General features: G+C 69.3%; 13 protein-coding genes. 9 read left to right on the forward strand and 4 right to left on the reverse strand.

The genetic code is table 11. The features are described from left to right. Positions 1–97 precede the first annotated feature (97 nt). The gene (locus tag IU459_RS16580; protein ID WP_195130432.1) at positions 98–697 is read left to right on the forward strand and encodes a TetR/AcrR family transcriptional regulator; all 600 of its coding nucleotides are present in this window, start codon (positions 98–100) and stop codon (positions 695–697) included. Positions 698–917: 220 nt separating this feature from the next. Then, positions 918–1841 (forward strand): cutinase family protein, encoded by a 924-nt coding sequence (locus tag IU459_RS16585; RefSeq protein ID WP_195130433.1) that lies wholly within the window; start codon positions 918–920, stop codon positions 1839–1841. A 259-nt stretch (positions 1842–2100) separates the two neighbouring features. Here IU459_RS16585 and IU459_RS16590 read toward each other — a convergent pair whose 3' ends face one another. Next, the gene (locus IU459_RS16590; protein WP_195130434.1) at positions 2101–2649 is read right to left on the reverse strand and encodes an Rv3235 family protein; all 549 of its coding nucleotides are present in this window, start codon (positions 2647–2649) and stop codon (positions 2101–2103) included. 211 nt (positions 2650–2860) lie between these two features. Here IU459_RS16590 and IU459_RS16595 point away from each other — a divergent pair, with 211 nt between their 5' ends. From IU459_RS16595 to IU459_RS16610, 4 genes are all read left to right on the forward strand, one after another. Then, the gene (locus IU459_RS16595; RefSeq protein ID WP_195130435.1) at positions 2861–4087 is read left to right on the forward strand and encodes an alpha/beta hydrolase fold domain-containing protein; all 1227 of its coding nucleotides are present in this window, start codon (positions 2861–2863) and stop codon (positions 4085–4087) included. Positions 4088–4189: 102 nt separating this feature from the next. Then, positions 4190–5284 carry an LLM class flavin-dependent oxidoreductase gene (locus IU459_RS16600; protein ID WP_195130436.1) on the forward strand — a complete coding sequence of 365 codons (1095 nt, stop codon included), beginning with the start codon at positions 4190–4192 and terminating at the stop codon, positions 5282–5284. Continuing rightward, a complete protein-coding gene (locus IU459_RS16605; protein WP_195130437.1) occupies positions 5281–5886 on the forward strand; it encodes an FMN reductase in 606 nt (201 codons plus the stop codon). Before IU459_RS16600 ends, IU459_RS16605 begins: the two co-directional genes overlap by 4 nt. Before the next feature lie 71 nt (positions 5887–5957). After that, positions 5958–6506, forward strand: coding sequence for a YceI family protein (locus IU459_RS16610; RefSeq protein WP_195130438.1), 549 nt, complete (start codon positions 5958–5960; stop codon positions 6504–6506). A 38-nt stretch (positions 6507–6544) separates the two neighbouring features. Here IU459_RS16610 and IU459_RS16615 read toward each other — a convergent pair whose 3' ends face one another. The 3 genes from IU459_RS16615 to IU459_RS16625 all read right to left on the reverse strand — a co-directional run bounded on the left by IU459_RS16615 (position 6545) and on the right by IU459_RS16625 (position 9774). Beyond that, positions 6545–7384, reverse strand: coding sequence for a DUF72 domain-containing protein (locus IU459_RS16615; RefSeq protein ID WP_228838016.1), 840 nt, complete (start codon positions 7382–7384; stop codon positions 6545–6547). Between the two features lie 62 nt (positions 7385–7446). Then, positions 7447–8961: a glycerol kinase GlpK gene (glpK, locus tag IU459_RS16620; RefSeq protein ID WP_195130439.1), complete on the reverse strand. Its 1515-nt coding sequence runs from the start codon at positions 8959–8961 to the stop codon at positions 7447–7449. 48 nt (positions 8962–9009) lie between these two features. After that, complete coding sequence (locus tag IU459_RS16625; RefSeq protein ID WP_195130440.1) at positions 9010–9774, reverse strand: IclR family transcriptional regulator; 765 nt, start codon at positions 9772–9774, stop codon at positions 9010–9012. Positions 9775–10034: 260 nt separating this feature from the next. Between IU459_RS16625 and IU459_RS16630 the strand changes: the two genes are divergently transcribed. From IU459_RS16630 to glpD, 3 genes are read left to right on the forward strand one after another with little or no spacing between them, the layout of a single operon-like run. Continuing rightward, positions 10035–10850 (forward strand): MIP/aquaporin family protein, encoded by an 816-nt coding sequence (locus IU459_RS16630; protein ID WP_195130441.1) that lies wholly within the window; start codon positions 10035–10037, stop codon positions 10848–10850. Positions 10851–10884: 34 nt separating this feature from the next. Beyond that, positions 10885–12405, forward strand: coding sequence for a glycerol kinase GlpK (glpK, locus tag IU459_RS16635; protein ID WP_195130442.1), 1521 nt, complete (start codon positions 10885–10887; stop codon positions 12403–12405). Positions 12406–12456: 51 nt separating this feature from the next. Further along, positions 12457–14136, forward strand: a complete 1680-nt coding sequence (gene glpD / locus IU459_RS16640) for a glycerol-3-phosphate dehydrogenase (RefSeq protein WP_195130443.1) — start codon at positions 12457–12459, stop codon at positions 14134–14136. Positions 14137–14267: the final 131 nt, after the last annotated feature.

Raw genomic sequence — 14267 nt, forward strand, 5'->3', positions numbered from 1 at the left:
GACGTCGGCTGGAACCGGGTATCCGCAGTCTGGCGCACGCGGCGTTTGACAGTCAATACTGACTGTGAAATCGTCCTGGGCGACGAAGGGGAGCCCGATGGCCGGACGACGCGAGGAGCAGAAGCGGGCGACTCGCGTCCGCATTCTCGACGCCGCCGCGGATCTCCTGGCCGAGCGGGGCTACTCCGCGCTGTCCACGCTGTCGGTGCAGCGAGCGGCGGGCGTCAGCCGCGGGGCGCTACTCCATCACTTCCCCACTATCGACGCGTTGGTTTCGGGGCTGGTCGGCCATCTGGTCGCACGCAACGAAGCTGCCGTCCGAGAGGTCGCCGATCGACTCGGCGACGGCTCCGACCCGGTACTGCGCGCCCTGACCGCGTTGTCCGAATCGATGGGGCGCCCTGCGGCACAAGCGGAATTCGAGTTATGGGCGGCCGCGCGCACCGATCCGTCGCTTGCCGAGGCGTTGCGGGCGGCCGAACGGCAGGCCGGGCGGGATCTCCATCGTGTGGTCGATGCGCTGTTCGGTCCGGAAGTCGCGGCCCATCCGCGCTATCCGGCCGTCCGGGATCTCACGGTCGCGATACTGCGCGGCACCGCGATGTCCCGGCCACTGCGCTCGACGGAGCGCGCTGCCGCGGCAACCATCGACCGATGGGCGGAGGCCATCGCCATCCTGCTCAGTCACAGCCCGTAGCAATCGTCTGGCGCAAGCCGAGGTGAACGGGCTGTGATATGCGTCACATAGTCGGTCGATTGTGCTGTCTGACACAGTCTCGCTATCCTGGCTGCACTTTGAGACCACCGAGTCTCATTGCTGCCTTCGACGGGGCCGGGTCCGACCACCGCGCGGCACCGGCGGAGGCCGATTCCTGCCGGGGAGCGCCTGCGGCGCGTGGACTACCAGGAGCGAACGCATGCGATCGAAGTTGATCTCTGCGGCCATCGGTATCGCGGCGATGACGCTGATGTGCGTCTGCCCCGGCAGCGGGCCGGCCGTCGCGGAACCGGAGTGCCCGAGCTTGTACGTGGTGGCGATCCCGGGAACATGGGAGACCACCGATCGGCCGGACGACGACCGGCCCGGACCCGGAATGCTCGCGGGGGTCACTGCCGGACTGCCGAGCTCGGCGCGGGTGGACTACGTCAGCTACGCCGCTACGGCGTTCCCGTGGGAGAGCGAGGTCTACGGCGCCTCCAAGCGTGAGGCCGTGGACAACGCGCGCGGCATGATCGCGGCGATGGCCAGGGAGTGCGGTGCGACGAAGATCGCGCTTCTCGGCTACAGCCAAGGAGCCGACGCCGCGGGAGATCTCGCCGCGGAGATCGGCACCGGCCTCGGCGTCGTTCCGCCGCACCGGATCGCGGCGGTCGGACTCATCTCCGATCCGCGCCGCTCCCCCGCCGACGCTCTGGTCGGGCCGCCGGTCGCCGGTGCGGGCGCGGGGGGTCCGCGGATCGGCGGGTTCGGTTTCGTCAGCCCGCAGACCCGCACCATCTGCGCGGTCGGCGACCTCTACTGCGCCACAGCCGCGGACGACTTCGTGACCCGCTTCGCGGGCTTCCTGGCCCAGACCTCGCATCCGGACCCGGCCTACCTCTGGCGCTACCAACTCGAAATGAACGCCATCCTCGGCGACCTGATGTCCAACGGCGGGATCACGCTGCTGCAGAGCCAGCTGTCGGACTCGGCCAACCAGGAACGCGCGCGACTGCTCGAGGAGTTCTACCGCTCCGAGGCCCACACCGCCTACGGCAGCTACCCCGTCGGCGGGGGCGCGACCGCGCTGTCGTGGATGCACGACTGGCTGAGCTCGCAGGCCTCAGCAGAGGGCACGTAGACAGCCAGGAACGCCCCGACCTAGGTAGCGGGCTACTTCACCACGACGATCGGGCGGGTCGACGGGTTCGATCAGCCACGACCGGCGCTCTGGCGCATCCGGCGAACCGGCCCCAGCGCGAGCTGTTCGCGGTCGGCCGCGACCTCGACGCGCAGACCGAGAACCTCTCACCGCTGGCTGGCCTACCTACTGCTGACCGTCCCGCTCACCTCCAGCAGCTCGACGCGTTCGATGCCGCCACCGGCCGCCGTCACATCCGTCACCGGATGCGCAAGGCGGTCAGCCGCCAGCCCGCCGACCGGGTGCGCACGATCCGGGCCGCCAGCGCGAAATGCCTGGCACCGCGGGCGTAGGCGGCGTAAACCTCGGCGGTCTTGGCATCGACGAGCGCCACACTCACCCGCATCGGCACCGCGACGCCCAGAGCGCGGCCCGGCACCAGGTCTGCCGCGATCAGGGTGCGCGTCGCGGCGATGACCGTGGCGTCGGCGACCACGGCGAGCTGCGCGACCGGTCTCCTGCGGTCCAGCACCTCCAGCACGATCCGCACCGCTGAATCGGCGAAACGCCGCGCCGAGAAGAGTGTTTCGTCATCGCGCCGAGTTCCCTGGGGATGACTCCGGCGCAGCGCGCCGCGCACGCCCGCGCTCGGCCGCCCGGACGCGGCGACGTTCGTCCGCGGTCGGCACGGTAGTGCGCGCGCTGCCGCCGGATCGCTCGCCGGCCGGTCGCGCTCGACCCGGCGACGACTGTCCAACGGCGGCTCCGGATTCGGAGCGGGTGTCAACCAATCGCGATATCCAGCCATCCAAGCACCTTCCAAAACCGCTGTGTCCGAAGTCACTTTTGGCGACCGATTCTGCGGACCCGCCGCCGAATGTCGTGCGTAGTCGGCTACCCGAGTACCTACGCACGCGTCGCCAGCGGGAAGGGGCTCGCATAGCGGTCGACCTATGTTGGAAGCGCAGGAACCGACGCCGAAGCGGAGAGCCCGAATGACCGACGAGCGAGGAGCGGACGTGACCGCATCCGGAAGGCCGAAGCCGCCGCGGCGCCTGGCCCGGATCGGTTTGCTGACGCTCGCGGCGGCGGCGGCCGGGTACGTCGCACTCAGCCAGCTGATCGCCGTCGTGCCGGTCTCCTGGGTCATGCCGTTGCTGCGCAACGCGATCAGCCAATCCGCCCTGCTGTTGCTCGGCGCGGTGCGCGACGCGATGGGCTCATGGAATGTGGTTCTGGCGGTGGTGACGGCCGGACTCGCGCTGGTAGCACTGCGCCGCAGTGTGGCGGGCCGGCGGCGCGTCGCGGGAACGGTGGCCGCGGTGGCCGCCGTGGGTCTGGCACTTTCCGTCACGACGAGCGCGGCGCTGGTGTTCGCGGCGCGAGACGCGGCGGGCGCGTGGCTACCGTTCGCCCCGGCCGTTCCGTTCAGCACCGTCGGTGACCCGCCCGACGAGACCGTCACGTACGCGACCGTCGACGGGCAGCCGATCCAGGCGGATCTGTACCTGCCCACGTCCGGATCCGCGCCTGCGCCGCTGGTGCTCAGCATCCACGGCGGCGCATTCGTCAGCGGCAGCCGCGGCACCAACGCCTACACCACATGGCTGGCCGACAACGGCTACGCCGTCCTCGATGTGGACTACCGCCTCTCCGACGACGCCGTGCATCGCTGGGACACCGCGGACGCCGACGTCGCCTGCGCATTGACCTGGGCCGCGGCACACGCGCGGCAGTACAACTGGGACATGCGCCGCGTCGCCGCGTTCGGCGGCTCGGCGGGCGGCAATCTCGCGATCAACGTGGCGAACAAGATCAACGCCGGTGTCCTGCGGCCCAGCTGCGGTAACGCCGCCGAGCTGCCCAGAGTGGGCGCGGTGATCGCGCTGTATCCCGCGGTCGACCTCACCGCCTCCGGCACGGAGACCGCGGTCGGCTCCGACGCGGCTCGGCAGTATCTCGGCGGAACGCCCGAGCAGTATCCCGATCGGTACACCGCGACCGACTCCGCACCGCACATCACCGGCAAGTCCCCGCCGACGCTATTGGTCCAGGGCGCGAACGACCACCTCGTGCTGGCCACGCACACCGCGGCCTACGCCGCCGCGCTCGATGCCGCGGCCATCCCCCACCGCTACGTCGAGCTCCCCTTCCTCGACCACGCCTTCGGCAGCACTGAACTCGATACCGGCGCCCAGGTGACCCGCCTTCTCACCGGCACCTGGCTGGAGGAATACCTGCAGTAACCGGCGCCACACCGCCGTCTGGGGAATAGCCGTGCCCGCACCGCCGTTCCATTGGTTGCCATATCCACCAAATTGGTTCAGACTGAGAACGAAGGAGGCGTCGTGCAGTTCGGAATTTTCACGGTCGGCGATGTGACGACCGACCCGACCACCGGGCGGACGCCGAGTGAGCACGAGCGCATCACGGCGATGGTGACGATCGCGCAGAAGGCCGAAGAAGTCGGACTGGACGTGTTCGCCACCGGCGAGCACCACAACCCGCCGTTCGTGCCGTCGTCGCCCACGACGATGCTCGGTTACATCGCGGCACGGACCGAGCGGCTTCAGCTCTCCACCGCCACCACGCTGATCACCACGAACGATCCGGTGAAGATCGCCGAGGACTTCGCCATGTTGCAGCACCTGGCCGGGGGCCGCGTCGACCTGATGCTCGGCCGCGGCAACACCGGACCGGTCTATCCCTGGTTCGGCAAGGACATCCGGGACGGCATTCCGCTGGCGATCGAGAATTACCACCTGCTGCACCGGCTCTGGCGCGAGGACGTGGTCGACTGGGAGGGCAAGTTCCGCACGCCGCTGCAGTCGTTCACCTCGACGCCGCGTCCATTGGACGGCGTGCCGCCGTTCGTCTGGCACGGCTCGATCCGCAGTCCGGAAATCGCCGAGCAGGCCGCCTACTACGGTGACGGATTCTTCGCCAACAACATCTTCTGGCCGAAGGAGCACTTCCAGCGGCTGATCTCGCTGTACCGCAGGCGCTACGAGCACTACGGGCACGGCTCGGCCGACCAGGCCATCGTCGGACTGGGCGGGCAGGTGTTCATGCGCAAGAACTCCCAGGACGCGGTGCGGGAATTCCGGCCCTACTTCGACAACGCGCCGGTCTACGGACACGGCCCGTCGCTGGAGGAGTTCACCGAGCAGACCCCACTCACCGTGGGCAGCCCGCAGGAAGTCATCGACAAGACGCTCACCTTCCGCGAGTCGTTCGGCGACTACCAGCGCCAGCTGTTCCTGATGGACCATGCGGGCCTTCCGCTGAAAACCGTACTGGAGCAACTGGATCTGCTCGGTGCGGAAGTCGTGCCGGTGCTGCGCAAGGAATTCGACGCCATGCGCCCCGCGCACGTTCCGGACGCGCCGACGCACGCAAGCCTGGTCGCCGCCCGCGCCGCCGCCCCGGAGGCGACACGATGACCCGCGTCGCCGTCGTCTCCGCGGGACTGTCCCAACCCTCGTCGACCAGACTCCTCGCCGATCGGCTCGCCACGGCGACCGGTAAGGCGTTGGCGAACTCGGGCGTCGACGCCTCGTTCGAAGTCGTCGAGCTGCGCGAACACGCCCGCGATCTGGCCGACAACCTGGTGACCGGATTCGCGGCAGGGCCCCTGCGCGCGGCGATCGACACCGTGGTCACCGCCGACGGACTGATCGCCGTCACGCCGATCTTCAACGCCTCCTACAGCGGCCTGTTCAAGACGTTCTTCGACGTGCTGGAACCGGATTCGCTGAGCGGGATGCCGGTGCTGCTCGGCGCCACCGGGGGCTCAGCGCGCCACTCCCTGGCCTTGGAGCACGCGTCGCGGCCGATGTTCAGCTACCTGCGTGCGGCGGTAGCGCCCACATCGGTGTACGCGGCGTCCGAGGACTGGGCATCCGCCGACTCGGATGGATTGATCGCCCGGATCGACCGTGCCGCAATGGAATTCGCCACGCTTCTGACCAACACACCGCGATCGCGTGCCACCGACCCGTACGACGAGCCGGTACCGTTCGCACAGCTTCTCGGCACCCACTGAGTTTCCCGCGATACCCCCGAACCAACCATCCGCCCGCATAGTTTAAATCTCAATCACATGAGGAGAGCATCATGACACCCGAAATGACCAAGGCGCTGCCCGCAGGCACCTGGACCATCGATCCCGTCCACTCCACACTCGGCTTCTCGGTACGCCACCTGATGGTCAGCAAGGTGCGCGGCCGCTTCACCGACTTCTCCGGCAAGCTGGTCATCGCCGAGGACGGCAGTGCCCGGGCCGATGCGGAGATCCGGGTCGACTCGGTCACCACCGACAACGCGCAGCGCGACGCCCACCTGCGCACCGCCGACTTCTTCCAGTCCGAGCAATTCCCGGTGGCCACCTTCGAGTCCACCGGGTTCCGGGTCGACGGCGAGGACGTCGTGGTGGACGGCGACTTCACCATCCGCGGCGTCACCAAGCCGGTGTCGCTCGCCGTCGAGTTCCTCGGCGTGCATCCCGGCATGGGCCAGGGGCCGGTCGCCGGCTTCGAGGCCACAACCGTGATCAATCGCCGCGATTTCGGCATCACCATCGACATGCCGCTGCCCGACGGCGGCGCGGTGATCGGCGACAAGATCACGCTCACCCTCGCGATCGAAGTCGGCCTGCAGTCCTGAACGGCAAGGACGTTCCCGTGCGGGAACGTCCTTCTCGGTCAGAACAGCGTCATCGGCTCGGCGGGCGCGGGCTCGGGCAGCGGGTCGAGCTCCGGCAGGCGCGCACGGACCTCGTCGTGGAAACGGCGAGCCAGCTCCAGCGCGCCCGCGTTGTCCGGCGTGTGCAGGAACACCGTCGGCGACCTGCCTTCGCGCAGCCATGCGGCGACCGTGGCCACCCACGGTTGCCAGCCCGCCACCGTCCGATCGACGTCGTCGCGGCCGTGATAACGCACGATCGGGTTTACCGTCAGCGCGCGCATCCGGCGCGGCACCCGCGGCTTCTTCGCCGCCGCCTCCTGCTCGGCCGCGCTGGCCGGCGGACCGTCGAAAAGCACTGTGGTGTCGAACGGTATCCATTCGGCGTCGACGCGCGACAGCACGTATTCCAGCCTGCGCGCGGCCTGCTCGTCGGCGAAGAACGCGGGATGACGGACTTCGACGGCGGGGCGATAGGCGCGCGGCAGCAGGCGCAGGAATCCGGCGAGCGCACCGAGATCGGTCGGGCCGAACGAGCCGGGCAGCTGTACCCACAGCGCGTGGACGCGTTCCCCGAGCGGCGCCATCGCGGCGAGGAACGACCGCAGTTCCTCCTCGACGCCGGACAGCCTGCGCTCGTGCGTGATCGGTTTGGGCAGCTTGAGCACGAACCGGAACTCCGGATCGCACTGACTCGCCCATGATTCCACGGTGCGCCGCGACGGGGTTGCGTAGAACGTCGTGTTGCCCTCCACCGCGTTGCACCACGTGGCGTACCAGCGCAGCCGCTCCCCCGGAGGGAGCTGCCGTTCCTGCCATGCCGCGTGCGTCCACATCGCACACCCCACATGAAGCCGCATGACTGCGACGCTAACGCAGGCGCGCTCCCCCGCCTCTCCGGGTCTTCAGGCGCGGTGCGCGGCTACCGGGCCCGGGGTTTCGATCGCACCCAGCCGAAGGTCAGTTCGACGGCACGCCTCCATTTCTCGTACTCGTCCTCGCGGTGCCCGGGGTCCATGCGCGGAAGCCATTGGGCGGCAAGGCGCCAATTGTTGCGCAGGCCCTCCAGATCCGGCCAGTAACCGACGGCGAGGCCGGCGGCATACGCCGCACCCAGCGAGACGGTTTCGGCGACGAACGGACGCATGACGGGAACGTCGAGCACGTCGGCCACGATCTGCATGAGCAGGTTGTTCGACGTCATGCCGCCGTCCACGCGCAGGGTGGCGGCCTGCAAGCCGGAGTCGGAGTTCATCGCCTCCATCACGTCGCGGGTCTGCCACGCGGTGGCCTCCAGCACGGCGCGGGCGATGTGCCCCTTGGTGATGTAGGAGGTCAGTCCCGCGATGAGGCCGCGCGCGTCGCTGCGCCAATGCGGCGCGTACAGCCCGGAGAACGCGGGTACCACATAGCAGCCGCCGTTGTCTTCCACGGTGCGCGCGAGGGTTTCGATCTCCGGCGCACTGGTGACCAGGCCGATGTTGTCCCGTACCCACTGCACGAGCGAGCCGGTGACCGCGATCGGCCCCTCCAGCGCGTACACCGGCTCGGGGCCGATCTGGTAGCCGATCGTGGTGAGCAAGCCGTGCTCGGACCGCACCAGATCGCGTCCGGTGTTCATCATCAGGAATCCGCCGGTGCCGTATGTGCACTTGGTTTCCCCGCGCGCGAAACAGGTTTGGCCGAACAGCGCGGCGTGCTGGTCGCCCAGCGCGGCGGCGATCGGGATGCCCGGCACGACCCGGCGGGTCACGCCGTACGGCGCGGTGGAGCGCTGGATGTGCGGCAGCATCGCGGCAGGGATGCCGAAGAACGCCAGCAGTTCGTCGTCCCAGGTGAGGGTGCTGAGGTTCATCAGCAGGGTGCGGCTGGCATTGGTCACATCGGTGAGGTGCAGCCCGCCGTCGACCCCGCCGGTGAGATTCCAGATCAGCCAGGTCTCCATGGTGCCGAACAGCACCTCGCCGCGCTCCGCGCGGTCGCGCAGACCCGGGACGGCGTCCAGCATCCACCGCAGCCGCGGCGCCGCGAAGTACGTGGCCAGCGGCAGGCCGCACAGCTCGCGGATCCGGTCCGCACCCGGACGTTCGCGCAGCTCGCCGACCAACTCCTCGGTGCGCACGTCCTGCCAGACGATGGCGCGCCCGATCGGCATCCCGGTGCGGCGGTCCCACACCACGGTGGTCTCACGCTGATTGGCGATGCCGAGCGCGACGATCTGGTTGGCGGCCACGCCGGAATCCCGCATCGCCTGCGGCACGATCCGCTCAACGTTGCGCCAGATCTCCAGCGCGTCCTGTTCGGCCCATCCCGGTCGCGGATAGTGCTGCTGGTGCGGGCGCTGCGCGACGCCGACCAAGCGGGCGCGCTGGTCGAACAGGATGCAGCGGGTCGAGGTGGTGCCCTGATCGATGGACAGCACGTAGCGTTGCGTCATCGGCGGCCGCCTTCAGTCGAAGTCCGCCGGTCACCGGCCTGCCGGAACTCAGTGCGGCGCACCGAGATCCCTCGAGACCGCCCGTGCGGCGTCGAGGACGTAACCGACCAGCGCCCGCCGGTGCCGCAACTGTGCGTCGCACAGCCGATCCACCCGGCCGGTGATGCCGATGGCGCCGACCACGAGACCGCCGGGCGCCCGGATCGGCGCGGCGATACCCGCCTCGCCCGACCGGAATTCCTCGGTGTCGCCTGCCCATCCGGCCTGCCGCACCACGGCCAGCGCCCTGGCCAGCGCGGCTCGGTCGACGAGGGTGCGGTGCGTGAGCGGAGCCAGTTCGTTTCCGCGTACCGTGGCGGCCAGGTCGGTGTCGTAGGCCAGCAGGACCTTGCCCAGAGCAGTGGCGTGCGGGGGCAGGAGTTCGCCGAGCTCGAGCGCCTGCTCGGTATTGTCCGGCCGGAACACGTGGTGGACCACCACCACCGCGCCGTCGACCGGGGCGCCGATCCGCACCGACTCTCCGGTGCGCGCCGCCAGGGCGTCGGCCCAGTTGATCGCCCGGGAGCGCAGCTCGTTGGCGTCGAGATAGCTGGTGCCCAGATGCAGCAGCGCGGCGCCGAGCTGGTACTTGCCGGTCGCCGGGTCCTGCTCGACGAAACCGACGCCCTGCAACGTGCGCAGAATGCCGTGCGCGGTCGGCTTGGCCAGATCGAGCGCACCGGCGATGTCGCCGATGCCGAGACGACCGGATCCCCGGGCCAGCAGCCGCAGTACGGCCGCCGCCCGCTCGATCGATTGGATCGGACCCGGCATGTGGGGAAACCTATCCTCCAAGTCGGGATTCGACAATGTCGAATCCTCGGTGATACCTGGGCTACATCATTGAAACCCAGTGTGAGCTGCGCCATACATCCTCCTAGCGGGTCGGACGGTAGTGGCGCCGCGTTCTGGCAACCAGCCGAGCCATTCGACATTGTCGAATAGGAGCTATGTCCGACTCGGAAATCCCCCCGTAATTTCCGTTTCACGCACGGTCGCGCCCGCGACCTGCGGGGCGAAACGGAGGCTCAACGATGAACTTCGGCTCAATCTTCCTCAGCGAAGCACTCGGTACCGGGGTACTGCTGCTGCTCGGGGTCGGTGTGGTCGCGAACGTACTGCTGGCCAAGTCCAAAGGACAGGACGGCGGCTGGCTACTGATCAACATCGGATGGGGGTTCGCGGTGCTAGCCGGCGTTTATGTCGCCTATAAGACCGGCGGACACCTCAATCCTGCGGTCACCATCGGCATCCTGTTCAGCGGCGCCGACGAGTACTCCTCCGGAATCGCCATCTCGGGCGCGACCACGCTCGCCTATCTGAGCGGTCAGCTGGCCGGTGCGTTCCTCGGCGCGACCGTTGCCTACCTGGCCTACAAGCGCCACTTCGACGAGGAGACCGACGAGGAGAAGAAGCTCGCGGTGTTCGCCACCGGCCCCGCGATCCGCGCCTTCCGCTGGAACTTCGCCACCGAGGTGATCGGCACGTTCACCCTGGTCCTGGTGATCCTCGCGTTCGGACACACCCCCAGCGGACTCGGCCCGGTCGCGGCGGCGTTCCTCGTCGTCGGCATCGGCGCGTCGCTCGGCGGCCCGACCGGATACGCCATCAACCCGGCTCGCGACCTCGGTCCGCGCATCGCGCACGCACTGCTGCCGGTCAGCAAGGCCGTGCCGGCCGAGGCAAACCGGGTGCCGGTCACCGTGGGCGCCGGTGCGTCGCTGGAATCTCCGGAAGCCGGCACCGAACCGCGCGGCAAGAACTCCGACTGGGGTTATGCCTGGGTGCCGGTGCTCGGCCCGCTGGTCGGCGGCGCGCTCGCCGGTCTCGCTGCCCAGTTCCTGTTCTGAATCCATCCGACAGCAGTTTCTCGAAAGGACCGCGATGACCAAGTTCGTCGGCGCCATCGACCAAGGCACCACGAGCACCCGCTTCATGGTGTTCGACCACAGCGGCAACGAGGTTGCCCGCCACCAGCTCGAGCATGAGCAGATCCTGCCGCGCCCGGGGTGGGTGGAGCACAACCCGACCGAGATCTGGGAGCGCACCCGCGCGGTCATCCAGAGCACGCTCACCAAGGCCGACCTGGTCGCGAGCGATCTGGCCGCGGTCGGCGTCACCAACCAGCGTGAGACCACGGTGGTGTGGAACCGTAAGACCGGGCGGCCGTACTGCAACGCCATCGTGTGGCAGGACACCCGCACCGATCGCATCGCCGCCGATCTGGAGAAGGCCGGGCACGGCGAAACCATCCGGCGCAAGGCGGGCCTGCCGCCCGCCACGTACTTCTCCGGCGGGAAGCTGCGCTGGATCCTGGACAACGTCCCGGGTGTGGCCGAGGACGCCGAGCGCGGCGACGCGCTCTTCGGCACCACCGACACCTGGTTGCTGTGGCAGCTCACCGGCGGCGTGGACGGCGGGGTACACGTCACCGATCCGACCAATGCCAGCCGCACCATGCTGATGAGCCTGGAGACGCTGGACTGGGACGACGAGCTGCTGTCGATCTTCGGCATCCCGCGCGCCATGCTGCCCGCCATCGCTGCCTCGTCCAACCCGGAACTGTTCGGCACCACCCGCGCCGACGGTCCGTTCGGCGGTGCGGTGCCGCTGTCGGGTGTGCTCGGCGACCAGCAGGCGGCCACGGTGGGGCAGGTCTGCTTCCGTCCCGGCGAAGCCAAGAACACCTACGGCACCGGCAACTTCCTGCTGCTCAACACCGGAACCGAGATCGTGCGATCGCAGCACGGCCTGCTCACCACGGTCGCCTACCAGCTCGGCTCGGACAAGCCGGTGTACGCGCTGGAGGGTTCGATCGCGGTGACCGGCTCGGCGGTGCAGTGGCTGCGTGATCAGCTGGGCATCATCTCCGGTGCGGCGCAGAGCGAATCGCTGGCCCGGCAGGCCGAGGACAACGGCGGGGTGTACTTCGTCCCGGCGTTCTCCGGATTGTTCGCGCCGTACTGGCGCTCGGACGCGCGCGGCGCCATCGTCGGCCTGTCGCGCTACAGCACCAACGCCCATCTCGCGCGGGCGACGCTGGAATCGATCTGCTACCAGACCCGGGACGTGGTCGAAGCCATGCAGGCCGATTCCGGTGTGAAGCTGGACGTGCTGCGCGTGGACGGCGGCGTCACCGCCAATGAGCTGTGCATGCAGTTGCAGGCGGACTTCCTCGGTGTGCCGGTGTCGCGTCCGGTAGTCGCCGAGACCACCGCGCTGGGCGCCGCCTACGCGGCGGGGCTCGCTGTCGGATTCTGGAACGACACCGACGAGCTCGAGCAGAACTGGAACGAGGCCAAGCGCTGGAGCCCGACTTGGTCGGAGGAGCAGCGCGAGCGCGGTTACGCGCGCTGGAAGAAGGCCGTCGCCCGCACCCTCGATTGGATCGACGTCGACGAATGAGGGGCGACGTCGGCCTATCCGAATAACACCGAAACAAGGAGAGATACCGCTGTGTCCGCACGATTGGACTCCCAGTACCGCGCCCGCGCGGTGAACTCACTCGGCGACACCGAGATCGATGTGCTCGTCATCGGCGGCGGCGTGGTCGGCGCGGGCGCCGCCCTCGACGCCGCCTCCCGCGGCCTGTCCGTGACCCTGGTCGAGGCCAGGGACTTCGCTGCGGGCACCTCGAGCCGCTCCAGCAAGCTGATCCATGGCGGCTTGCGCTATCTGGAGCAGCTCGACTTCTGGCTGGTGCGCGAGGCGTTGAAGGAGCGCAGCCTGCTGCTGCACCGCCTCGCACCCCACCTGGTGCGGCCCGTTCCGTTCCTGCTGCCGTTGCGGCATCGGGTGTGGGAGCGCGCCTACATCGGAGCGGGTGTCGCGCTGTACGACACCATCGGCGGTGCCCGCGCGCTGCCGATGCACCGGCACTTGTCCCGCACGCGCGCCCTGGAACTGGCGCCCGCGTTGCGCGCGGACGCGCTGACCGGCGCCATCCGGTACTTCGACGCACAGGTCGACGACGCCCGCCACACCATGATGATCGCCCGCACCGCGGCCCAGCACGGCGCGACCGTGCTCACCCGCACCAAGGTGACCGCGCTGCTGCGTGACGGCGAACGCGTGGTCGGCGCGGAGGTCACCGATCTGGAGACCGGCCGGGCGCACACCGTGCGCGCGCGCCGGGTGATCAGCGCGACCGGCGTGTGGACCGACGAGATGAACCGGATGACCGGGGTCGATTTCCCGTTCCACGTCCGCATGTCCAAGGGCGTGCACATCCTGGTGCCGCGCCACCGCCTGAACCTGGACACCGGCTTGATCACGCGCACCGAGAAGAGCGTGCTTTTCGTCATCCCGTGGCACGCGCACTGGATCATCGGAACCACCGACACGGATTGGTCGCTGGACAAGGACCACCCGGCCGCCAGCAATGCCGACGTGCAGTACCTGCTCGACCACGTCAACCGAGTGCTGCGCGACCCGCTCACCCACGAGGACATCGTCGGCACCTACGCGGGGCTGCGCCCGCTGCTGTCCGGCGCGTCGGCCGACACCGCGACGCTCTCCCGGGAGCACGCGGTCGCCGAACCGGCCCCCGGGTTGTTCGTGATCGCGGGCGGCAAGTACACCACCTACCGCGTGATGGCCGCCGACGTCGTCGACGCGGCCGTTGCGGGGCTCGGCCGGGCGGCCGCCCCGTCGGTGACCGAGCATCTGCCGATCATCGGCGCGGTGGGATACCAGGAACTCGCCGCCGACCTGGACAGCCTCGCCCAGCGCGCGGGCCTGCCGAGGGCGACGGTCGAGCGGCTGCTCGGGCGCTACGGTTCGGCGATCACCGACCTGTTCGACCTGATCGAACGCGAACCCGAGCTCGGCAAACCGCTGGCCGGTGCGCCGGACTACCTCGGCGCCGAGGCGGTGTACGCGGTGACCCACGAGGGCGCGCTGCACCTGGACGACGTGCTCACCCGCCGGACCCGGATCTCCATCGAGGCGTCCGACCGCGGACTGGCCGCAGGCCCGGAGGTGGCCTGGCTGATCGGCGCCCACCTGGGCTGGGACGCCGCCACCACTGAGCGCGAGATCACCCGCTACCGCGATCGCGTGTATGCCGAGCTGGCCGCCAATCAGGCGGCCGACGACGAATCCGCCAACGCGGCCCGGCTGGTCGCCGTCGCCTGAGCCCGTGCGTGGCACGGTTCCCGGCGAACCGTGCCACGCCGTACCCACTCCGTCCATACCGGGTCCCGCGCGAAGTCGACTGATTGCCTCATCCGGAAAGGTGTAGGAGGCGAATAGGCCATGACCGCCGA

The organism is Nocardia amamiensis, from assembly GCF_015477605.1.
Taxonomy (GTDB): Bacteria; Actinomycetota; Actinomycetes; order Mycobacteriales; family Mycobacteriaceae; genus Nocardia; species Nocardia amamiensis_A.